Here is a 21,615-nt window from a genome sequence, read left to right on the forward strand (position 1 = left end):
GGGACAGCGGTGGTGGGCCGAATGTCACACAGGTTCGATTCGATCGAATGTGTGTGACATTCGGCCCGTTGCAGGGCGCCGGCCCGTTGCAGGGCGCCGGCCCGGCACCGGGGTCACGGCCGGAACACCGCGCGCACGCAGCCGTCCTTCTTGTCCTTGAACATCTCGTACCCGCGCACCGAGTCCTCGAGCGACATGTCGTGGGTGATCAACAGGCTGGGGTCGAGCTTGCCGGCCTGCACGTGCTCGAACAGCCGCGGGATGTACCGCTGTCCGTGTTGCTGGGCGGTGCGCAGGGTCAGGCTCTTGTTGGTGAGCAGGCCCATCGGGAACTTGTCGGTGAGTCCGTAGACCCCGAGGACGGACACCACCCCACCCTTGCGGCACGCCATGATCGCCTGCCGCAGCGGCGTGGCGCGGTCGGTCTCCATCCGCAGCGCCTGCTTGACGCGGTCGTAGATCTGCATCAGGCCGGTGCCGTGGGCCTCCATGCCGACCGCCTCGATGCACGCGTCGGGTCCGCGGCCGCCGGTGCTCTCGCGCAGCGCCTCCTGCATGCTGTCCTCGGCGGAGTAGTCGATCGTCTCCAGCCCCAGCCGGGCGGCGAGGTCGAGGCGTTCGCCCAGGCGGTCGACGACGATCACTCGTTCGGCGCCGAGGATCCGGGCGCTCACGGCCGCCATCAGGCCCACGCCCCCGGCACCCCACACTGCGACGGTGTCGCCGGGGGAGATGTCGCAGAAGTCGGCCCCCATGTATCCGGTGGGCACCGCGTCGGAGAGGAACAGGGCCTGCTCGTCGGTGATCCCCTCGGGGATCGGGAAGCAGTTGACGTCGCCGAACGGCACCCGCACGTACTGCGCGTGCGAACCCTGGTACCCGCCGAACGGGTGGGTGTAGCCGTAGATGCCGCCGGACGGGTAGCCGAGCAGCGGCTGCTGCATCGCAGCGTTCGGGTTGGTGGTGTCACACGCCGAGTACAGGTCGTGGTCGCAGTACCAGCAGGCGCCGCACCCGATGAACGACGGCACGACGACGCGGTCGCCGACGTTCACGGAGGTGACCTCCGCGCCCTTCTCGACGACGTCGCCCATGAACTCGTGCCCGAACACGTCGCCCTCCCGCATGCCGGGGAGATAGCCGTCGATGAAATGCAGATCGGATCCGCAGGTGGTCGTGAGGCGGACCTCCACGATCACGTCGTGCGGGTTGAGCAGCTTCGGGTCCTCGACCGTCTCGACGGACAGGTCGTTCACGCCCATCCAGCACAGCGCTCGCATCAGTGGGATCCTTCCGTTCGGGAGTCGCGTCCGGAGGCACCGGAGCTGCCGCGGGCGCTGTGATTGCCGCGGGCGCTGTCATTGCCGCGGGCGCTGTCATTGCCGCGGGCGCTGGGATTGCCGCGGGCGCTGGGATTGCCGCGGGCGCTGGGATTGCAGCGCAGGGTCGGCATCTCGCCGGTCTGCAGCAGCGCGCGGGCCCGGTACAGGGCGGTGAACGTGGCCGCGCCGGTGATCAGGCCGGGCACCGGGGTGTCGGCCCGCATGCTCACCTCGGTGCCGAGGCCGTGCGGGGCGGTGGCGAACGACAGCAGGATCCGGGGCGGCTGCGACGAGTCGCCGGCGTCGGTGGCGACGAACTGCAGTTCCCCGTCGCTCTCGAGCACGCGCGTCTCCCACGTGATCGGGTCGGCGCCGAGTTCGAAGGTCCACCGGAGGCGGTCGGGGCCGCTCGCGGCGACGGAGGTGCGCTCCCCGAACACCTGCGACAGATTGGCGGGCTCGCGCCAGAACCGTTGCACCGTTTCGCGGGGTGCGCCGATGGTGACGGTCTGCTGGGGACCGGGGTGGGAGCCGGTGCGTTCGACGACGCGACGGACGACCCCCTCGATCTGCCGCCCGGATCTCTCCACGGTCTTGACGATGTCGAACACGGGTTTCTCCTTCCGGGCGCGGGCGGGCCTGCCCCGTGCCGGGTCTGGTGGGCGACGCCCTACCGCAGCGGGGTGCTGTCCTGCAGGGCTGCGACCGGCCGGCCGGCGACGTTCCGGGCGTGCCGGTGACGAGTCATGACGTCGGCTACCCGCGGGAGCAGGGTGGGCAAACCGGTGGGTCCCCGGGCGGCCGGACCGCTGTGCGGCTCCCCACGTGAATCGGACATCCGCCGGAATGATGCAATAGGTGACGACGGAACCAATCCGGTCGGCACTGCGACCGGGAGGAGGATCGGGCCCATGAGCGGTATCTACAACAATGTCACCGAGCTGGTCGGGCGAACCCCGATCGTGCGGCTGAACCGGCTGACCGAGGGTCTCGGCGCCCAGGTCGCGGTCAAGCTCGAGTTCTACAACCCGGCCAACAGCGTCAAGGACCGGATCGGCGTGGCGATCATCGACGCCGCCGAGAAGTCCGGTGAGCTGCGCCCCGGTGGCACCATCGTCGAGGGGACCAGCGGCAACACCGGTATCGCGCTGGCGATGGTCGGTGCCGCGCGCGGCTACAAGGTCATCCTGACGATGCCCGAGACGATGTCCACCGAGCGTCGCGTGATGCTGCGGGCGTTCGGCGCGGAGATCGTCCTGACGCCCGGCTCCGAGGGCATGGCCGGCGCGGTCGCGAAGGCGGAGGAGATCGTCGCGAAGACCGAGAACGCGATCCTCGCCCGCCAGTTCGCCAACCCGGCGAACCCGGAGATCCACTACCAGACCACCGGTGAGGAGATCTGGAAGGACACCGAGGGCGCGGTCGACATCTTCGTCGCCGGCATCGGCACCGGCGGCACGATCACCGGCGCGGGCCGCAGGCTCAAGGAATACAAGCCGGAGGTGAAGATCGTCGGCGTCGAGCCCATCGATTCGCCCATCCTCACCGGCGGACAGCCGGGCCCGCACAAGATCCAGGGCATCGGCGCGAACTTCGTGCCCGACGTGCTCGACCGCGAGGTCTACGACGAGATCGTCGACGTCTCGTTCGACGACGCCGTCCGCGTGGGCCGGGATCTCGGCACGCAGGAGGGCATTCTCGGCGGCATCTCGTCCGGCGCGATCGTGTGGGCCGCTCTGGAGCTGGCGAAGCGTCCGGAGAACGCCGGCAAGCTCATCGTCGCCGTGGTCTGCGACTTCGGTGAGCGGTACATCTCCACTCCGCTGTTCGAGCACATCCGGGACTGAACGCATCGTGAGTGTTCTGCGCACCCTCCGGGAAGACCTGCAGGCGGCCCGCGGCCACGATCCGGCGTCGCGCGGTGACATGGAGAACGCCCTCGTGTATTCGGGGCTGCACGCGATCTGGTCGCATCGGCTCGCACACCGGATGTGGGCGCGGCCGGCGCTGCGGGGACCGGCCCGCATCCTGGCGCAGTTCACCCGCTTCCTCACGGGCATCGAGATCCACCCCGGCGCGACGATCGGACGGCGCTTCTTCGTCGATCACGGCATGGGCGTGGTGATCGGGGAGACCGCCGAGATCGGCGAAGACGTGATGATCTATCACGGCGTCACGCTCGGCGGGCGGTCGCTGGCGCGGACCAAGCGGCACCCCACCATCGGCAACCGGGTCACCATCGGTGCGGGGGCGAAGGTCCTCGGGCCGGTGGTGATCGGCGACGACGTCGCGATCGGCGCGAACGCGGTGGTCACGCGCGACGTGCCCGCCGATTCGATCGCCGTCGGCATCCCGGCGACGATCCGCCCCCGCAAGCAGCACGAGGAACTCGTGGACCCGGCCTGCTACATCGATCCTGCGATGTACATCTGAGGTCTCGCCGGCACCCGCAGCCGGCCGGGCCGAATGTCACATCGCGTCTATCCAACCGACGCGATGTGACATTCGGCCACCTACGAACTCAGGCGCCGTAGCCGGGCGGGTACAGCACCGACTTGGTCTCGCAGAACGCCTCGAGGCCCTCGGGGCCGTTCTCCCGGCCGATGCCGGAATTCTTGTAGCCGCCGAACGGCGAGCCCGGGTCGAAGGCGTACCAGTTGATGCCGTAGGTGCCGGTGCGCACCCGCGACGCCACCTCGAGGCCCTTCTCGACGTCGGTGGTGTACACCGAGCCGGCGAGGCCGTAGTCGGAGTCGTTGGCGATCTCGACGGCCTCGTCGACGCTGTCGTAGGGGATCACGCACAGCACGGGACCGAAGATCTCCTCGCGCGCGACGGTCATGGAGTTGTCGACGTCGGCGAAGATCGTCGGCTCGACGAACCAGCCCTTGTCGAGCCCGGCGGGCCGGCCGCCGCCGAGCACCAGCCGCGCGCCCTCCTCCGTGCCCTTGGCGATGTAGCCCTCGACGCGGTCGCGCTGCTTCGCGGAGATCAGCGGCCCGAGTTGCGCCGCCGCGTCGTCGGGCATGCCGACGGGGAAGAAGGCCGCGGTCGCCACCATCTTCTCGACGACCTCGTCGTAGCGCGAGCGCGGCGCCAGGATGCGGGTCTGGCCGACGCAGGCCTGCCCGGTGTTCATCAGGCCCGACATCACGAGCATCGCGACGGTCGAGTCGAGGTCGGCGTCCTCGAGGACGATGGCGGCGGACTTGCCGCCGAGCTCGAGGGAGCAGCGCTTGAGGTTCCGGGCCGCGATCTCGCCGATGTGCTTGCCGACGGCGGTCGAGCCGGTGAAGGTGATCTTGTCGATGTCGGGGTGCGAGACGAGGTACTCGCCGGTCTCGGCGCCGCCCGGGACGAGCGACAGCACGCCCTCGGGCAGCCCGGCCTCGGCGAAGATCTCCGCGACCGCGTTGGTGGTCAGCGGCGACTCGGGCGCGGGCTTGAGGACCACGGTGCAGCCGGCGAGCAGGGCCGGGCCGAGCTTGTTGATCATCAGGAACAGCGGCACGTTCCAGGCGATGACGGCGGCGACCACGCCGACGGGTTCGCGCGTCACCCGGGAGCGTCCGAAGGCCCCGGTGCGCTCCTCCGTCCATGGGAACGAATCGGCAAGTCCCGCATAGTAGTTGATGGTCGCCAGGGACGGCGTCACCTGCATCATCTGCACGGAGGCGGGCGGCTGACCCATCTCGGCGGACAGCGACGCGGCGAGGTCGGCGCTGCGCTCCTCGAGCAGCTTGGCGGCCTTGGCGAGTACCTGGGCCCGCTCGGACGGTGAGGTGCGGGGCCACGGTCCGTCGTCGAAGGCGGCACGGGCCGCGGTGACGGCGGCGTCGATGTCCGCCGGCCCGGCGACCGGCACCGAACCGACGCGTTCCTCGGTGGCCGGCGAGAACACCTCGAGTCGCTCGTCGGTCGACGGGGCGACCCAGCGGCCGCCGATGAACAGCTTGTCGTAGTCGGTCATGTTCTCTTTCCTCAACGGTCCTGGTTTCCTACTGGTCGGATGTCGCTCGGTCGTTGTCGTGCGCGGGGTGGGTGTCGGCGAACCCGGTGAAGCCGTACTGCCGGTGCGGTCCGATCACGGCGACCTCGAACAGTCCGGTGCCGACGGTGTCCGACCCGGCGATCCGGAACCGCGCGAGATGGTCGGTGGGACAGAACATCAGCAGCGCCGGATCGATCTCCCGGACGTCGCGGCGCAGCGCCTGCACGACCAGTTCGCCCTGCCACATGCCGTGCCGCCAGTCCTGTTCGAGTCCGTACCCGGTGCCGATGCCGAGCAGGTTCGGCACCAGCAGTTCGCATTCGACGGTCACCGCCTCGCAGCCGGGCCGGTGGAACGTCAGCGTCGCCCCCGTGACGTTGCGGGTGCCCGGCGCGAACACCAGCCGATGTTCCGGCCGGCCCAGCCATTCGGGCTCGGCGCCGGGCCGGATCCGGACCGCCTCCTCGACCAGCCGGCGGCCGTGGTCGTCCTCCTGCACGATAGTGACGATCGTGTCGTCGTCGAACTGCATCACCGAGTAGATCCAGAAGAATCCGGGCATGCCCTCGTGGGCCGTGCGCCCGGGCGGCTCGGGCTCCCCGACGGGCCGCACCCCCCAGGAGCGGTCGCGGTTGCCGAGCCACGTGCCCGGGTCCACCTGCCGGGTCCGGCCGTCGACGGTGAGGGTGCCCGCCCACCGGCCGGTCTGCACGAACCGGGACGTGTCCATGACGACGCGCTCGAGCCGGCGCAGCCGCTGCGGGGTCTCCTCGGTGGCGGGGACGACCCCGTCGAACGTGAGATCGAAGGACAGGTCGGCGGTTTCGGCATGGCCGGGCTCCAGCACCACCCGCAGCCGCCGCAGCCCCTCGAGCACCTCGATGCGCAGCGGGCCGACGGTGGTGTCGGTGCGATCGGTCCCCAGGGCCCGCGAGGCCCGCACGACGAGGTGGTCGTCGCCGCGGCGCAGCACCGCGAAACCGTCGGCCACACCGAGATTCGGGTACTGGCCCATGCCGACGATCAGGAACAGGTCGGTGGTGTCGGCGGGGTAGCAGTTGAAGTAGTACCGGTCGTAGAAGTTGCGGTCGGACGTGGCGACGCGCCGGATCGGTTCGGCCGTCTGGTGGACGGGGTAGTCGTCCAGGGGGGAGAGGGAACTCACGGCGCCGCCCCCTGCCGGTCGGTGTCGTCGAGCATGGCTTCGAGGGCGGCGCGGTGCATGATCGCGTCGTCGGGATCGCCGGGTGGCTGCGCCTGGCCGAAATGCACCGCGCGAGTGTGGATGCGCAGCATGATGATCGCGTGCTGCAGCGCCGCGTGGACGGTGTAGAAGTGCAGGTCGCGCGGGACGTGGCCGGTGCGTTGCGCGTATGCGCGGGCGACGTCGTCCAGGCGCAGGAAGCCCGGCAGGCCGGGCAGCCCGGCCGCGGCGGCGATGTCCTCGAAGAACCTGTGCAGGAACGTCATCCAGGCCAGGTCCATCTCGCGGGCGCCGAGGGTGGCCAGCTCCCAGTCGAGCACCGCGACGGGCCGGAAACCGTCGAACAGGATGTTGCCGATCCGCGCGTCGCCCCAGCACAGCACCGCGGGCGAGCGGTCGTCGGGGCAACGGGCGTCGAGCCAGGCGAGCGCACGTTCGACGAGCGGGGAGCGGGGACCACCGGTGCGGGTCGTCCACTCGTAGTAGGAGCGCTGCCGGTCCAGGTGCGCCCGGACGGCGTCGGTGACGGTGCCGGCCGGTCCCAGCCCGGCGGCCACCGGGGCGACGTCGTGGATCCGGGCCGGCACGTCGACGCACGCGTCCTGCATGGCGGCACGCTCGGCGTCGCCGGCCTCGGTGACCCAGGAGCCGAAGTTGTACGGCATGACATCCGGTGGCACCCGGCCCGCCACCCGGGTCATGACGAAGAACGGGGCCCCGAGCGGCGCGGGATCGGGCTCGTACCAGTGCACCCGGGGGACGGGGACGGTGGAGTGCTCGCCGACGGCGCCCATGACCCGGGCCTGACCCTCGAGGTCGTAGGCGGGGAAGACGGGCACGGTGGTGTCGGCGGGGGCGACGCGGGCGACGCGGGCGACGAGCGGATGGTCGGTGCCGTCCCAGCGGGCGTCGAACAGCAGCGTCTCGCTGGACATGCCGGTGGTCTCGGGGAGGTGCACGTTCTCGACGACGGGGGCGGTGACCTTGGTGGCGAGCCAGCGCTGCAGGTTCTCGCGGACCTGTCCGGGATCCCGGCGGGAGTCGCGGGGGCGCGCGACCTCGGCATCGTGGGCGGAGCCGTCCTGGGCGCCGTGCGCCGACGCGTCGGGGTCGATGCTCACGCGCTCTCCTTCCGGCCACCGGGGCTGTGACCTCGAACACTAGAACACGTTACAAGTTTTCGGAAGGGGTCAGCCGAGGTGTGTCCCGAACCAGGCGAGCATGCGGTCGTATGCCTGCGCGGCCGCGTCTGCGTTGTACCGCGGTCCGGTGTCGTTGAAGAACGCGTGGTCGGCGCCGGGGTAGGTCACCACCTCGTGCACCAGGCCCGCGCGCTCGAGGGCGGCGGTCGCCGCGTCCCGCGACGCGTTCACCCGCTGGTCGAGTTCGGCGTAGACCGCGAGGACGGCGGCCCGCGACCCGGCGAAGTCGGCGCCGTCGGGCAGCGGTCCGTAGAACGGGACGGCCGCCGCGAGGCGCGGGTCGCCGGTCGTCAGCAGCAGCCACGTCATGCCGCCGCCGAAGCAGAACCCCACGGCCCCGATGCGCCGGTCGGGCACCCGTTGCGTCAACTCGTCGATGCCCGAGCGCATGTCCTGGGAGAATCGTTGCGGCGGAACGGTACTCAGTGCGGCCGTGGCCTGTGCCGGGTCGGCGAACGACGCCGTGCCCCCCTCCTCGGAGAGCAGGTCGATCGCGAGTGCCGAGTAGCCCGCCCCCGCCAGGCGCCCGGCCACCGATCGGATGTGGTCGTTGAGACCCTTGTTCTCGTGGACCACGAGCACGGCGCCCCGGGGGTCCGCCGCCGGCGCCCACGCACCCTGCAGCGTCCGCCCGTCCGGGCCGGGGAACGTGATCGCCTCCGTCGCAACGGCATCTGCGCTGCCCGGCGGCGCCACCGGCGACGTCGGGGCCGGAGTGCCCGAGGTCGCTCCCGGAGTCGCGGAAGGCGTTGCGGGCGAGCCGTTCTCGTTTGCGCAGGCGGCGAGCAGCGAGGATGCCGCGGTGAGGGTGAGCCCCAGCAGCCCCAGCCGTCGCAGCGCCTCGCGGCGGGTGAGCAGACCGTCGGCGTGATCCACCGCGATCTCCTCGGCGATGTAGCGCTGGAAAGGCGTCATGGCCGCTCCCGTCCCGAGGACACTGTCTTCGTATTGTGACGCGACGGGGGCCGCGGTGCGGGCGATTCGCGCCGAAGCTCAGTCCCCGACGGCCAGGATCCCGGCGCCGGTCAGGGTCCCCACGGCGGCGAGCCGCGCCGGCACGATCTCCAGCCCGGTCAGGAACGGCAGCCGCGCGTGCCGGGCCGCGGCCTCGCGCATCGGCCGCCACATCGGCTCCCCGGCCTGCGCGAACCCGCCGCCGACCACCACGAGGTCCACGTCCACCAGCGCCGCGGCCGACGCGAACACCTCCCCGAGCGCCGCCCCCGCACGCCCCAGGGCCGCGACCGCGACCGGATCTCCCGCGCCCGCGGCGCGGGCCAGCGCCGCCCCGTCGGCACCGGACCAGCCGTGCTCCCGCGCCCACCGCACCGCGGCCGGCCCGCTCGCCACGGTCTCGACGCACCCGACACCCCCGCACGCGCACGGGTCGGCGCCCACGCTCGACACCATGTGCCCGATGTGGCCCGCATTGCCCGTCCGGCCCCCGGCGATCCGGCCGCCCAGCACCAGACCGCCGCCGATGCCGGTCGAGACCACGACGCCGACGAGGTCCGTCGCACCCCGGCCCGCCCCGAGCCGGTGCTCGGCCAGCGCGGCCGCGGCCCCGTCGACCGCGAGCCGCACCCGCGACCGCGGGAACAGGCCGCGCACGGCGTCGACCAGGCCGAAACCGCCCGCCCACTCGCCGATGTTGATCGGCGCCACCGCACCGGCGCCGACGTCGACCGGCCCGGCGCTCGCGATCCCCACGGCCGTCACCTCGGCTCCCGCGGAGACCCGACGCAACAGCTCCGCGCATGCCGCCCACACGCCGGCCGCGGGCGTCGGCACCGTCCGCGGTGCGTCGAGCGTGCCGTCGGCGCGGACGCGGGCGGCCGCCATCTTGGTGCCGCCGACGTCGAGGGCGAGCGCGACCATCAGCGCCTGCGCAGCACGAGCACCAGATTGCTGACCAGGAACTCCCGCACCGCGGGGACCCGCACCAGCCACCACGCCCAGCGCGGGTGGTACCGGGGGAACGCGGCCAGCAGCTCGCCGTGCGGCGTCGAACGCGCCCACCGCAGCCCGTCGCCGCAACCCACCTCGAACAACGAGACCCCGTACCGGTTCTTCGGCTCCCGCCCGTGCCGGCGGGCGTAGCGCCGCGCCGCGTACTCGCCGCCGAACGCGTGCCACGGGCCGGTCTCGTGCCCGCCGAACGGGCCCCACCACAGGGTGTACGACAGCACCGTCAGCCCGCCCGGCCGCGTCACCCGCAGCATCTCGTCGGCCATCACCCACGGCTGCGCCACGTGCTCGGCGACGTTCGAGGAGAAGCACACGTCCACCGATCCCGTGCGCAGCGGCAGCGCGAGGCCCGAGCCACGGATCGACCCGCCCACCGCGAGACCGGCCGCGTGCATCTCCGACGGATCCGGCTCGACCGGCACGTAGCGGGCGCCCGACGCGCCGAACACCTCCGCGAAGTACCCCGGCCCGCCGCCCACGTCGACGACGGTCGTGCCGGTCAGGTCCCGGCCGGTCAGTCCCGCGTACAGATCACCGATCAGTTCCACGGTGTCGCGCGCGAGCGCCCCGTAGAACAACTCGGGCGCGGACTGCTCGTGCCGGAAGTCGCCGAGCAGCCCGACGGACCGGCGCAGGGTCGCGCGCCGGGCGAAGGTTCGAGCCACCGGGGGGACGGGCAGGGTCGGAACAACCACGAGGAGCAACCATAGCGGCCACCGCACCGCACTACCCGCCGGTAACCCTCCACCGCGGGCGGCCCCGCACCCGTTAGTGTGTTCCGGGATACAACCGTCGACGACGAACCACAGGGGGTCGCCACGTGCGCGAGGTTCTGTTGCTGTGCTGGCGCGACACCGGGCACCCCCAGGGTGGGGGCAGCGAACGCTACCTCGAACAGGTCGGCGCCCAGCTCGCCGCGCGCGGCATCCGCGTCACCCTCCGCACCGCCGCCTACCCCGGCGCCCCCGGCCGCGACGAGATCGACGGCATCACCGTCAGCCGCGGCGGCGGCCGGCTCACCGTCTACCCCCGCGCCCTCGCCGCGATCGCCGCCGGCCGTCTCGGATTCGGTCCGCTGCGCCACCTCCGGCCCGACGCGGTGATCGACACCCAGAACGGCATCCCGTTCTTCGCCCGCCTCGTCGCCGGCGCGCCCGTGACCGTGCTCGTGCACCACTGCCACCGTGAGCAGTGGCCCGTCGCCGGCCGCGTCATGGCCAGGCTCGGCTGGTGGATCGAGTCCGCCCTGTCGCCGCGCCTGCACCGCGACGACCAGTACCTGACCGTGTCGTTGCCGTCCGCCGACGAACTGATGGCCCTCGGCGTCGACCGTGACCGCATCGCCGTCGTCCGCAACGGCGCCGACGCCGTCCCCGCCGGGGTCGAGCCCGGCGACGAACACACCCGCACCGCGCACCCCACCGTGTGCGTGCTGTCGCGGCTCGTGCCGCACAAGCAGATCGAGGACGCCCTCGCCGCCGTCGCCGCGCTGCGCGACCGCGTCCCCGGCCTGCACCTCGACGTCATCGGCGGCGGCTGGTGGGAGAGGAACCTGCGCGCGGCCGCCGCGGACCTCGGCATCACCGATGCCGTCACCTTCCACGGCCACGTCGCCGAGGACCGCAAGCACGAACTGCTCTCCCGGTCCTGGGTGCACGTGATGCCGTCGCGCAAGGAGGGCTGGGGGCTGGCCGTCGTCGAGGCCGCGCAGCACGGCGTGCCCACCGTCGGCTACCGCAGCTCGCGGGGACTGACCGACTCGATCATCGACGGCGTCACCGGCGTGCTCGTCGACTCCGCGGACGAGCTCACCGACGCCGTCGCCGACCTGCTCGCCGACGCGGATCGTCGCCGCACCCTCGGCGGCAAGGCCCGGGTGCGGGCCGCAGAGTTCTCCTGGTCCGCGACCGGCGACGGGGTGCACGAGGTGCTCGCCGCGACGGCCGCGGGCCGCCGCGTCTCAGGACTGTTCCCGCGCCCGGCGGAGGCCGCCGTGGTGCTCGCGGCGCCGGGCGGGCCGTCGCAGGACCAGCAGGCCCACGAGCCCGCCTGCTGACACCGCCACCCACAGTGCGTGCGCGGCGATCGCCGCCGTCCGGTCGTCCGACCGCGTCCCGTCGACCCCCGGCACCCGGTACAGCGACAGCGCGGCATCGGAGAACACCGGCTCGAGCTGCTCGAGCGCGCGGGCCGAGTCGCCGAGGTCCCCGGGCGTGCCGTGCTCGACGAGCACCCAGCCCACGCCGTGGGCAGCGAGGTCGGCCGGCGCCGCCCCGGCCAGCAGCAGGCGCTCCACCTCCGCGGCGCCCCGACCCTCGCCGGCGACGGTGCCTCCGGCGACGATCAGCTCCCCGGACTGCAGCACGTCCGCGCGCAGCATCCGAGGTGCCGGATCGAGAACCGGTGCGGCGCCGCTGAACTCGAATCGCCGGAACATTCCGGCCGGCAGCACCGCCACGTCGCCGGCGCCCGCCGGCACCGCCGCCGCGACCCGCTGCCACGCGTCCGGATACTGCACCGGCCGCACCCGCCCGCCCACGCCCCACGCCAGATCCGGAAGGGCCAGCAGCACGGTCAGCGCGGCCGCCGTGGCCCAGGCGCCGGCCCGGCCGCCGAACCGCCCGCGCACCGTGCCGACACCTGCCGCGGCAGCCAGCGCGTACAGCGGCACCGCCCACGCCACCCACTTCTGGGTGTCGCGCAGCAGACCCGCGCCCGGCACGTGCACCATCGCCCACGCTCCGGCCCGCAACCCCGTCCCCGTCGCCGCGAGGGCCGGACCGAGCACCGCGACCGCCGCCAGCGCCGTCAGCACCCCCAGCACCGGGTTGCGCCGGCGCCGCCACAGCGCCGGCACCCCGCACGCCACCACCAGCAGCAGCGCCGCCGTGCCGACCAGCGCCCACACCGTCGCCCGCGAACCGGGCACCGCGTCGGCGTTCCAGATGCCCCCGAGCCCCGCCACGCTGCCGAGCGTGCCCAGCGCGGGCTCGGCCCGCGCCGCGAACGCCCGCACCCCCGCCGGATCCGACCCGTCGCCCGCACCGCCGGACACGGCCGTCGCCACCAGCCACGGCGCCGCCACCGCAGTCGCCAGCGCCACCGCGCCCGCGAGACGGGGAAGCAGTGGGGACCGCCCGCCCGGAGCGGCCAGCACGGCCAGCGTCGTCACCGACGCCAGCAGCGCGCCCGTCGGCGTCAGCCCCGCCGCGCCCAGGCACACCGCCAGCGACGCCCACCCGGAGCGGGCGCCCCGTCGCACCGCCACCGACGCCACCACCGTCCACGGCAGCGCCGCGTAGCCCACCACCAGGCTCCAGTGCCCCTGCAGCAGCCGCTCCGCCACGTACGGGTTCCACACGAACACCGTCGCCGCCACCAGCCGCGCCGGCAGACCGGCCGCCGGCAACAGCACCGCCACCAGGCGGGCGCCGCCCCAACCGGCCGCCCACAGGGCGCCGGTGAGCAGCGCCGTCACCACCACACCGCCGTCCACCACCGCACTCGCCGTCGCCAGCAACGCGTCCTGCGGCACCGCCCGCGCCGCGGCGTCGGTCAGACCCAGCGCCGAATCCGTCAGGAAGGACCGCGGGGTGCTCACCGCGTCGCGCAACAGCAGGTAACCGGGGGAGACGAGCAGCGGCCCGAGCACCACGACCGCCAGGGCCAGGCTGTAGAGGGCCGGGACAGCGGGACGCAGCGACACCGGCCTGGGCATGGCCGCACAATACCCAGCCCGCCCCGGCACCCCGGTCCGGATCCGGTGCCTCGCCGCCCGCACCCGGCGGCGTGCAACCATGGTCCGATGCCGCGACCTGAGACGCCGCGCTCGGCCACCGGAACCACCGTCGCCGGGATGACGATGGTGACCGCCGGGGCCATGACCGCCAGCCTGGCCTCCTACCTGCTGCACCTGCCGGCCGCCCAGTGGCTCGGCCCCGCGGGGTACGGCGAGTTCGCCGGCCTGCTGGCCGCCCAGTTGGTGCTGGCCGTGCCGGCGCTCGCGCTGCAGACGGTCGTCGCCCGGGAGACCGTGCTCGGTGCCGGCACCGCGTCCCTGCGCCGTCTCGGGTACCGCTGCGCCGGCCTCGCCGGGGTCGTCGCGCTGGCCGTCGTGCCGCTCGTCGCGTGGGTCCTCGACACCAGCGTCGCCGGTGCCCTCGGCTCGCTCGTCACCGCGCCGCTGCTGGTGCTGCTCGCCGCCGAGCAGGGCCTGCTGCAGGGGCGGGGACGGTTCGGCGCGCTCAGTGTCGTCCTCGCCGCGGCCGGCGTGGCGAAGGTCGTGCCCGCCGTCGCGGTGCTCGCCGCCGGCGGCGGGCCCGGGGCGGCGCTGTTCGCCGGGGCGGTCGGCACCGGGTTCGTCGCGGCCGGGGCCGCCGCGCTCGTGTCGAGCTCCCCGGCGGGACCGGAGTCGGGTGCCGCCCCGGCGGTCGGCGTGCCCGCGGTACTGCGCGCCTCCCAGGTGCAGCTGGCGCTGATCGCCCTGACCTCGCTGGACCTGCTGCTCGCCCGCGCCGTGCTCGACCCGGAGGATGCCGGGCTGTACGCGCTCGGCGCCGTCGCGACGAAGGTCGCGTTCTGGCTGCCGCAGGCCGTCGGGGTGGTGCTGTACCCGCGGATGGCCAACCCCGCCCAGTCCGCGGCCGCCGTCCGGTCCGCCCTGGCCGTCCTCGTCGGGATCGGCGCGGTCCTCGTCGCCGGGGCGGCGGTGTGTGCGCCGCTGGTGCCGCTGCTCGTCGGCGACGCGTACGCCCCGGTGCAGTCGCTGCTGTGGCTGTTCGCGCTGCAGGGCGCGTGCCTGGCGGTGCTGCAGGGGGCACTGCTGTCCGCGATCGCGGGCGAGCGCACCCATCTCGCCGCCGTCGCGTGGGCCGGCCTCGCGGTGGAGGCCACCCTCATGCTCACCGTCGCGTCCACCACCCGGCAGTTCGTGCTCGTCGCCGTGGCCGTCGCGGCCGTCACCGCCACGGTGGTCTCCGTGCTGGCGGTCCGCGCGGCCCACCCCGCGGGGCCGAATGTGACAGCTGTTCGATCCGACTGACCCCGTGTGACATTCGGTTGCCGCGGGCCGAACGAGCGCGCCCACGAAAACGCCGATGCCCCTCCCCGAGCGGATCGGGGAGGGGCATCGGCGCTCGTGACTACTGCTGCGGCGGTTCCTTGCGCAGGTCGGTGCGCGGGATCTCCTGCGTCTGGTCGGTGGTCCAGTCCCGCTGCTGCGGGGGAGCGTCCGTGCGGGGGATCTCCTCGGTGCGGTCGCTGGTCCAGTCGCGCTGTCCCGGCGCGGCATGGGCCGGGCCGGCCGGGGCGGTCGGGCCGCCCGTCGCGGCGACGGGACGGCCGGTGCGGCCGCTGCCGCCGCGCAGGCCGAGCACGATGCCGGCGATCAGGGAGATCAGACCGAGGATGCCGAGGATGATCGGCACGGTGCGACCGAAGAGGCTGAGGGTGTCGATGCCGTTCTTGGCCTGGTCCACCTGGAACTCGATGGTGTCCTCGTTGAACGGCAGGCTCACCTGCAGCACCGTCACCTCGGGACGGTTCGCCTCGCGGGCGTAGTACTGGTACTGCTGCTCCTGGCCCTTGATGACGACGCCGGTCTCCGGCTCGACCCACAGGTCACGAACGTTGGTGTACCACCGGGTCATGGTTACCGGCGTCTCGCCGCCCTCGACGCCCCACGTGGAGGCGGGCAGGCTCAGCTTGTAGGTCGGCACCGACGGATCGACCGTGGACAGGTCGATCGGCCCGACCTCGTGCCGGAAGTGGTAGACCTTGACGCCGTTGATCTCGGTCTCGTCGATGTAGTCGATCGGGAACGTCTCGCGCGCGTTCAGATCGAAGTACGGGTACGACTTCTGCTCGGTGCCGAACGGGAAGCGGTACTGCAGGCCGTCGCGGTTCGGGATCTCCGCCGGCGGCGCCGTCGCCGAGGTCTGGATGGTGCTGACGGCGTCCGGGTTCTCCTCCTGGGTGACGGGCATGCCGCTGACCCGGTCCACGGTGACCCGGTCGACGGTGGCGGAGACCAGGCCCGTGTCACCCTGCATGTCCAGGCGACGGACCGTCTGGCCGGCCTGCAGGGTCATGATGTCGGCGTCCGACGGCTCCTCCACGGTGACGAACCGCTGCGCCACGATCGGCACGTCGGTGTCGACCTGCGCCCGCCCCGACAGCAGTGCCCGCGCGTTGAGGATGTCGCCGGTGCCCTCGGCGACCGTGGTCACCTCGAGATCCAGCGGCGTCTTGGCGAGCTTGCCGACGGTATAGGTCGGGATCAGTATCGCCGCGACAATAAGGAAGGCGCCCAGGCCCACCAACGCCAATGCCAGTTTCCGGCCCGAGCCCGAACGCTCAGCCATGCTGTGTCTCCTCACTCAACGGTTCCATCGAGTACCCCCACCGGCAGCCGGTCTGCACGGATCGCCTGGCATCCGGCTCGCGAATACCACGTGAGCCCAGACACTAACAGGGCAGCCGCCCGGCGCGCGCCACCGCGCGGACTCGAGATCCCGGCTTCCCCGCCACGACCCCACCGGGCAGACTGTCCTCGATGACCAGCACCACCCCGCCCGTCGCCCCGGCTTCCGCGATCTCCGGATTCCTGCCGGCGCTCGAGGGCATGCGCGGATTCGCCGCCGTCGGTGTCCTGATCACGCACGTGGCGTTCCAGACCGGGGCGGTGGACGATCCGGTGCTCGGCCGCATCTGGGGCCGGTTCGACCTGGCCGTCGCCCTGTTCTTCGCGCTGTCGGGCTTCCTGTTGTGGCGGCCGCACGCGGCGGCCGCGCGTGGTCTCGGGGCCGCGCCGCCCGCCGGGCGTTACCTGCTGTCGCGGGCCACCCGCATCCTGCCCGCGTACTGGGTGGTGGTGTGCGTCGTGCTGCTCCTGCTGCCCGGGGCGGGCAGCGGCTGGCGGCTGTGGCTGGCGAACCTGACCCTGGTGCAGGTGTTCGTGCCGCTGAGCCTCACCGAGGGACTGACCCAGATGTGGAGCCTGTCCGTGGAGGTGGCCTTCTATCTGTTGCTGCCGCTGTTCGCCGCGGCGCTCGCCGGGCTGCGCGGCGACCGGGCCCGGTTCCGCGTCCCGCTGCTGCTCGCCGTGAGCGCGCTGTCGCTGGTGTGGGCGTGGCTGCCGGTCCCCACCCCGGGCCACATCAACCACGACAACTGGCTGCCGGGTTATCTGCCGTGGTTCGGCGCCGGCATGCTGCTCGCCGAACTCGTGTCGGGCGAACGGACCTGGGTGCACCGGCTCGCCTCCCACCGGGTGCTCATGGCGGGGATCGCCGTGGCCGCATTCGCGTTGTCCACCACGTCCCTCGGTGGGCCGGAGGGGCTCGTGACGCTCGAGCCGTGGCAGTACAACGGCAAGATCCTCCTCGGTGCGCTCATGAGTTTCGCGTTGCTGGCGCCGCTCGTCCTCGCGCCGCGCGCCGAGCACCGCATCCTGGCGAGCGGGCCGGCGCTGACCGTGGGCCGATGGTCGTACGGCATCTTCATCTGGCACCTGGCGGTGCTGTCCATCGTCTTCCCGGTCTTCGGGCTCATCCCGTTCCAGGGCGACTTCTGGTTCGTGCTCGCGGTCACGCTGGTGCTGAGCATCGCCGTCGCGTCGGTCAGCTACGCGCTCGTCGAGGAGCCGGTGCGCCGGGAGGTCAGGCGCCGCCAGCGCCGCGTCGCGACCACCGCAGAACGCGTCGCAGACTCCGCCGCGCCCTGAGCGAGACCGGCAGCGCCGCGAGCCCCAGCGCGACGAGCCCGCACAGCGCGGCGAACTGGATCGCGAACGAGTGCCCGACGTAGCCGCCCGGCGCTCGCCACGGCCCGGTGGACAGCAACGCCATCGCCGTCATGGTGGCGGCCCCGGTCACGACGACGAGCGTGCGGGCGGCCACGTCGCGGCCCCAGCGCGCGCCCACCGCCACGATCGCCACCGCCGCGACGATCGTCGTCGCCGCGCCCACCGCACCGGCCGCGAGGGTCGCGACGGCCAGGACGCCGGCGAAGCCGACGGTCGTGCTGCCCCACACCCGTGGCGGCGGTCCCGGGTCGGCGACGGGGCGCCGGCGCGGCCAGGCCGCGAGCGCGAACAGCGGCAGCAGCAGGAGCAGACCGCCGAAGATGCCGAGGCGGTACCAGCGGTCGGTGGCGAACTCGAGCGTCACGGTGCCACCGGCCCCGGCGGGCACGACCCAGCCCTGCTGCCAGCCGTCGACCACCACGGGCGTCAGTTCGGTGCCGTCCGCGGCCGTGGCGACCCAACCGACGTTGGTGCTCTCCGGCACGACGACGATCCGCTCCCGCTCGGCCGCAGGCACCTCGAGTTCGCGCAGGTTCTCCGTCCAGGTGCCGACGGCGAGCTCGGTGGGTTCGGGCGACGGCGGGCTCACGGCGCCGGGCACCGGCAGCCGCAGCGTCCCGACGGTGAACGCCTGGCCGGGGTCCAGCTCGACGTCGACGTGCCCGGCGGGCAGCGGCGCGACGGTCTCGTCGCACAGGGTGGCGGGCACCTCGACCCCCGCGGCGAGGTCCGCGACGGTCGCGGTGACCGACGTCCGGTAGGTGCGGCCGTCGACGGTCAGCACGGGCCCGGCGTCGCACCCGACGGTGACCTGCCGCTCGTACACCGGGTCCTGCGGGCCGATCGGCCCGTCCGGGCCGAGCACGGTCACCTCCGCCAGTCCCGGCGGGCCGACCTTGGCGAAGCCGAGCACGGTCTGGTCCAGCACGTCGTCCCAGCCGACCAGGCTGAGCACTACCCGGTCCGTGACGTATGGTTCGAGATCGATTGTCGCTGTTGATGATTCGATATCGCGCACCTGCGGGCCGTTGCCGAGGTCGACGGCGACGCGGGTCGGCCGCGCCGGCAGCGGTCCCGGGCTCGGCGCCACCTCGAGGCCGGTGACCAGCTGCGGGGACGGCAGGTCGAGGGTGAGGGTCGGTCGCGGTGCCCCGGGCCGCACCGCCTCCTCCGACGCCGTCCACGTCGTCCGCGGATCACCGTCGGTGGCGGCGAACGCGGAGCCCTGCAGGTCCACGACGTCGGCGGCGCCGCGGGCGACCACCCGGTCCGGCAACGCGGCGACCTCGGCGAGCGCCGGGCCGGGCCGTCCCCGCACCCACGGCTGCGGCGCCACCGACGTCGCGTCGGGCACCGACAGGGTGCGGGTGAAGACGTTCGGCTCCTCGGGTGCGACGGCCAGGCCCCGCGCGCACCGCACCCGGTCGGGGGTGTCGACGCAGCTGCCGCGGCCGGGCAGTTCCTGACCGAGGTTCCAGCCCCGCACGGCGGCCCCGGCGGCGACGTCCGGCAGCACGATCCGCTGCCGGATGTCGACGGGCCGCGGGTTGTCCCGGTCGGTGAAGTCGTCCACCGCCACCTCGGTCAGCCCGAACTGGTTGCCCACGGATCCGTCCTCGGTGCGGGTGGAGGTGATCCGGATCCAGGTCGTCCGTCCGAGCGGCAGCGCCACCGTCTGTTCCCGGCCGGGCTTCTCGATGCGCACGGCGGTGCTGCCGCGGTCGGTGGTCACCTCGAGCCATTTCACCGGCGTGCCGATCGCGCCGGGGCTGGTGCTCAGCCGGAGCAGCCCGGCCTCGATGGGCCGGTCGAGGTCGAGTTGCAGCCATTGCCCGACCGCGGACTCGAGGCCGTTGCTGTGCCAGCCGGTGGTCGGGTCGCCGTCGACGGTGGCCGCCGGCCCGCTGCCGACGGAGGTGCCGCCGAGCTGGGTGGCGTCCGACGCGGAGCTGGACACGCTGATCCGCGCGCCCTCCCACTCGGCGCGCACGAGGTCGGTGTCCGGCACCGGGTAGTCCGGCACGAGGTTGTAGGTGCGCCGCGGGTCGCCGGCGGCGCGGATCGCCGAGCTGTGGTGGTCGACCTGGCCGTAGTCGGTCTCCCGGTCGGTGGGGGTGTCGGTGACGACGACGTCGCCGACGGGCAGGCCGGCCCGGCTCGCGTCGGCCGCGAGCAGCGCGGGGCCGGTGTTCCCCGGCTCGGCGTCGTCGAGCCGCAGCAGAGCCTCGGGACCGCCCTGGACGCGGGGAACGGTCGCCGCGTCCACGGCGTACGGGCCGACCGGCGCGCCGGGCACGTCCACGCGGTAGATCTCGATCGCCCGGTAGGCCGGTCGCAGGTCGGAGTCGGCGGTGAAGCCCTCCTCGAAGTTCCGGGTGATCTCGTTGCCGAACTCGGCGACCCGCACGAGCCCGGGGGAGCCCTCGATCGCCCGGTGCACGAGCACCGGCCGCGCCGACGGCGACGTCTCCGGGTCGAGGTCGTTGCGGATCACCACGTAGCCGATGCCCTGGCCGCGCAGCGTCGCCGCCAGGCCGGGGGTGGGCCGGCCGTCGGCGAGGTGCCGCTGCACCGCGTCCAGGGCCCGGATCGCGCCGGGCGGCACGAGCGGCACGGCGTCGCGGGAGGCCCACGGCGTCGACGCGAGCGGCTGGATCGGCTCGTCGCGGGTCAGGCCCCAGATCTGGCTGCCGAACGGGGCGCCCGGCACGATCAGCGCGCGTTCCCCGCGGGCCGAGGTGTGCTCGTCGAGCCACGCGGCGGTCTCGTGCCAGTATCCGGGTACCTCGTCGTAGGCACCGCGCGGGGCGAGCCGGCCGGTCCACGCGAGCGATGTCGCGAGGGTCAGCGCCACGAGGATCAGGGTGGTGAACGCGACCACGGGCTGGCGTTCGGGGTGGGCGAACGCGGTCCGGGCCTGCCGCCACGGCACCGCGCCGGGCAGCGGCACCCGGCGCAGCAGGTGCGCGAGCCCGAGCACGAGCGGCAACCGCACCAGCGGTTCGAGCTTGTGCACGTTGCGCAGCGGGGCGCCGGCCGAATCCAGGAAGAACCGCACCTGCTCGGCGATCGGCGAGCCGAGTTCACCGACGTACCCGGCGGCCAGCCCGGCGATGCCGGCGAACAGGATCAGCGCCCACCGCCCCCGGGCGGGCATCGACCGCATCGCCAGCCCCGCGAGGCCCGCGGCGGCGAGCAGGCCGGTGACGAGGACCGCCGCGGGCTGGGTGACGAGCACCGCGCCGGCGATGCGCTCGGGGGAGACGAACGGGGTCCAGCTGCCGGTGCCGCGCAGCACCTCCGCCAGCGACGTCCACTGCGTCGTCACCCCGGACGATTCGATGTAGTCCAGGAACGGGGGACTGACCCGGCCGAGCAGCAGCAGCGGCACGATCCACCACAGCACCGCGACGACGCAGCCCGGGATCCACCACAGCGTGAACCGCCACCACCGCCGGTTCGGGCGGTGCGCGATCCACCACAGCCCGGCGACGAGGCACGCGGCGACGGTGGCGACGGCGTTGATCGCGCCCATGAGGGCCACCGCGACGGCGGACTGCGCGGCGAGCTGCGGTGCTCCCCGCCGGTGCGGGAGCGCCCGGTCGCCGTCGAGGTAGCGCACGAGCGGCAGCAGCACCCACGGCGCCAGCATCATCGGCAGCGTCTCCGACGAGATGGATCCGAGGGTGGTCAGCACGCGGGGCGAGAGTGCGAACGCCGCCGCGGCGATCAGCCGGGAACCACGGTTGCCGACGCCGAGCGCCTCGGCGAGCCGCACCACGCCCCAGAACCCGGCGAGCAGCAGCAGCGCCCACCACACCCGTTGGGTGATCCACGGGGGGACGTGCAGGAGCTGGCCGACGGCGAAGAAGGAGCCGTGCGGGAAGAAGTAGCCGTACGCCTGGTTCTGGACCTGGCCGAGCGGGGCGAGGCTGCTCCACTGGTGGGCGGCGCGGGTGAGGAACCCGAGGGGGTTCTGGGTCAGGTCGTACTTGGTGTCGGCGACGATCAGGCCGGGGGCCTGCGCGAACGCCAACAGCAGCGACACCACGGCGGCCCCGTACAACCACCGCCTGGAGAGGGGGTCGGCGGACGGTGCCCCACCGGGGTGGGGCACCGCGCCG

At 73.5% G+C, this 21,615-nt stretch carries 17 protein-coding genes; 5 read left to right on the top strand and 12 right to left on the bottom strand.

Translation table 11 applies throughout. The features are described 5' to 3' along the window. Nucleotides 1–113: 113 nt before the first annotated feature. Genes A4U64_RS02000 through A4U64_RS28115 form a run of 3 tightly spaced genes read right to left on the bottom strand, consistent with a single transcriptional unit; the run spans nt 114 to nt 2,160 of the window. Nucleotides 114–1,280 carry a zinc-dependent alcohol dehydrogenase gene (locus A4U64_RS02000; protein ID WP_065922078.1) on the bottom strand — a complete coding sequence of 389 codons (1,167 nt, stop codon included), beginning with the start codon at nt 1,278–1,280 and terminating at the stop codon, nt 114–116. After that, nucleotides 1,280–1,933 (bottom strand): hypothetical protein, encoded by a 654-nt coding sequence (locus tag A4U64_RS02005; RefSeq protein WP_065922079.1) that lies wholly within the window; start codon nt 1,931–1,933, stop codon nt 1,280–1,282. The genes A4U64_RS02000 and A4U64_RS02005 overlap by 1 nt, the downstream gene beginning before the upstream one ends. A gap of 59 nt (nt 1,934–1,992) precedes the next feature. Continuing rightward, a complete protein-coding gene (locus A4U64_RS28115; RefSeq protein WP_157127555.1) occupies nt 1,993–2,160 on the bottom strand; it encodes a hypothetical protein in 168 nt (55 codons plus the stop codon). A 73-nt stretch (nt 2,161–2,233) separates the two neighbouring features. Between A4U64_RS28115 and cysK the strand changes: the two genes are divergently transcribed. Beyond that, nucleotides 2,234–3,169: a cysteine synthase A gene (cysK, locus tag A4U64_RS02010; protein ID WP_006940240.1), complete on the top strand. Its 936-nt coding sequence runs from the start codon at nt 2,234–2,236 to the stop codon at nt 3,167–3,169. A gap of 7 nt (nt 3,170–3,176) precedes the next feature. Then, nucleotides 3,177–3,755 carry a serine O-acetyltransferase EpsC gene (epsC, locus tag A4U64_RS02015; RefSeq protein ID WP_006940242.1) on the top strand — a complete coding sequence of 193 codons (579 nt, stop codon included), beginning with the start codon at nt 3,177–3,179 and terminating at the stop codon, nt 3,753–3,755. 88 nt (nt 3,756–3,843) lie between these two features. Here epsC and A4U64_RS02020 read toward each other — a convergent pair whose 3' ends face one another. The 6 genes from A4U64_RS02020 to A4U64_RS02045 form a co-directional block, all read right to left on the bottom strand. Continuing rightward, on the bottom strand, nt 3,844–5,292 hold the full coding sequence (locus tag A4U64_RS02020; protein ID WP_065922080.1) for an aldehyde dehydrogenase: 1,449 nt from the start codon (nt 5,290–5,292) through the stop codon (nt 3,844–3,846). A gap of 28 nt (nt 5,293–5,320) precedes the next feature. Beyond that, a complete protein-coding gene (locus tag A4U64_RS02025) occupies nt 5,321–6,478 on the bottom strand; it encodes a hypothetical protein (RefSeq protein WP_065922081.1) in 1,158 nt (385 codons plus the stop codon). Then, nucleotides 6,475–7,638, bottom strand: coding sequence for a phosphotransferase family protein (locus tag A4U64_RS02030; protein ID WP_065922082.1), 1,164 nt, complete (start codon nt 7,636–7,638; stop codon nt 6,475–6,477). Before A4U64_RS02030 ends, A4U64_RS02025 begins: the two co-directional genes overlap by 4 nt. Before the next feature lie 69 nt (nt 7,639–7,707). Next, nucleotides 7,708–8,634, bottom strand: a complete 927-nt coding sequence (locus A4U64_RS02035) for a dienelactone hydrolase family protein (protein ID WP_006940256.1) — start codon at nt 8,632–8,634, stop codon at nt 7,708–7,710. 78 nt (nt 8,635–8,712) lie between these two features. Beyond that, the gene (locus A4U64_RS02040; RefSeq protein WP_050035914.1) at nt 8,713–9,597 is read right to left on the bottom strand and encodes an ROK family protein; all 885 of its coding nucleotides are present in this window, start codon (nt 9,595–9,597) and stop codon (nt 8,713–8,715) included. Next, a complete protein-coding gene (locus A4U64_RS02045; RefSeq protein WP_029546061.1) occupies nt 9,597–10,352 on the bottom strand; it encodes a class I SAM-dependent methyltransferase in 756 nt (251 codons plus the stop codon). Before A4U64_RS02045 ends, A4U64_RS02040 begins: the two co-directional genes overlap by 1 nt. A gap of 155 nt (nt 10,353–10,507) precedes the next feature. Between A4U64_RS02045 and A4U64_RS02050 the strand changes: the two genes are divergently transcribed. Next, nucleotides 10,508–11,743, top strand: coding sequence for a glycosyltransferase family 4 protein (locus tag A4U64_RS02050; RefSeq protein WP_029546059.1), 1,236 nt, complete (start codon nt 10,508–10,510; stop codon nt 11,741–11,743). Here A4U64_RS02050 and A4U64_RS27530 read toward each other — a convergent pair. Next, a complete protein-coding gene (locus tag A4U64_RS27530; RefSeq protein WP_198163365.1) occupies nt 11,648–13,405 on the bottom strand; it encodes a hypothetical protein in 1,758 nt (585 codons plus the stop codon). The two genes, A4U64_RS02050 and A4U64_RS27530, sit on opposite strands and share 96 nt — an antisense overlap. Nucleotides 13,406–13,492: 87 nt before the next feature. Between A4U64_RS27530 and A4U64_RS02060 the strand changes: the two genes are divergently transcribed. Further along, on the top strand, nt 13,493–14,728 hold the full coding sequence (locus A4U64_RS02060; protein WP_065922084.1) for a polysaccharide biosynthesis protein: 1,236 nt from the start codon (nt 13,493–13,495) through the stop codon (nt 14,726–14,728). A gap of 100 nt (nt 14,729–14,828) precedes the next feature. On the opposite strand, the gene A4U64_RS02065 is transcribed toward A4U64_RS02060, so the two are convergent. Next, a complete protein-coding gene (locus tag A4U64_RS02065) occupies nt 14,829–16,049 on the bottom strand; it encodes a DUF3068 domain-containing protein (protein WP_029546053.1) in 1,221 nt (406 codons plus the stop codon). A 191-nt stretch (nt 16,050–16,240) separates the two neighbouring features. Here A4U64_RS02065 and A4U64_RS02070 point away from each other — a divergent pair, with 191 nt between their 5' ends. After that, nucleotides 16,241–17,410: an acyltransferase family protein gene (locus A4U64_RS02070; protein WP_029546051.1), complete on the top strand. Its 1,170-nt coding sequence runs from the start codon at nt 16,241–16,243 to the stop codon at nt 17,408–17,410. Here A4U64_RS02070 and A4U64_RS02075 read toward each other — a convergent pair. Then, nucleotides 17,346–21,608 (bottom strand): alpha-(1->3)-arabinofuranosyltransferase domain-containing protein, encoded by a 4,263-nt coding sequence (locus A4U64_RS02075; protein WP_442971931.1) that lies wholly within the window; start codon nt 21,606–21,608, stop codon nt 17,346–17,348. The two genes, A4U64_RS02070 and A4U64_RS02075, sit on opposite strands and share 65 nt — an antisense overlap. Nucleotides 21,609–21,615 lie beyond the last annotated feature (7 nt).

This window comes from Rhodococcus sp. WB1, assembly GCF_001700945.1.
In the GTDB taxonomy this organism is placed as follows: Bacteria; Actinomycetota; Actinomycetes; order Mycobacteriales; family Mycobacteriaceae; genus Rhodococcus; species Rhodococcus aetherivorans.

What these genes read in the sequence shown, in the direction of transcription:
- A4U64_RS02000 (WP_065922078.1), bottom strand. Translation starts at nt 1,280, where the DNA reads ATGCGAGCGCTGTGCTGGATGGGCGTGAACGACCTGTCCGTCGAGACG.
- A4U64_RS28115 (WP_157127555.1), bottom strand. Translation starts at nt 2,160, where the DNA reads ATGTCCGATTCACGTGGGGAGCCGCACAGCGGTCCGGCCGCCCGGGGA.
- cysK (WP_006940240.1), top strand. Translation starts at nt 2,234, where the DNA reads ATGAGCGGTATCTACAACAATGTCACCGAGCTGGTCGGGCGAACCCCG.
- A4U64_RS02020 (WP_065922080.1), bottom strand. Translation starts at nt 5,292, where the DNA reads ATGACCGACTACGACAAGCTGTTCATCGGCGGCCGCTGGGTCGCCCCG.
- A4U64_RS02035 (WP_006940256.1), bottom strand. Translation starts at nt 8,634, where the DNA reads ATGACGCCTTTCCAGCGCTACATCGCCGAGGAGATCGCGGTGGATCAC.
- A4U64_RS02040 (WP_050035914.1), bottom strand. Translation starts at nt 9,597, where the DNA reads ATGGTCGCGCTCGCCCTCGACGTCGGCGGCACCAAGATGGCGGCCGCC.
- A4U64_RS27530 (WP_198163365.1), bottom strand. Translation starts at nt 13,405, where the DNA reads ATGCCCAGGCCGGTGTCGCTGCGTCCCGCTGTCCCGGCCCTCTACAGC.
- A4U64_RS02060 (WP_065922084.1), top strand. Translation starts at nt 13,493, where the DNA reads ATGCCGCGACCTGAGACGCCGCGCTCGGCCACCGGAACCACCGTCGCC.
- A4U64_RS02065 (WP_029546053.1), bottom strand. Translation starts at nt 16,049, where the DNA reads ATGGCTGAGCGTTCGGGCTCGGGCCGGAAACTGGCATTGGCGTTGGTG.
- A4U64_RS02070 (WP_029546051.1), top strand. Translation starts at nt 16,241, where the DNA reads ATGACCAGCACCACCCCGCCCGTCGCCCCGGCTTCCGCGATCTCCGGA.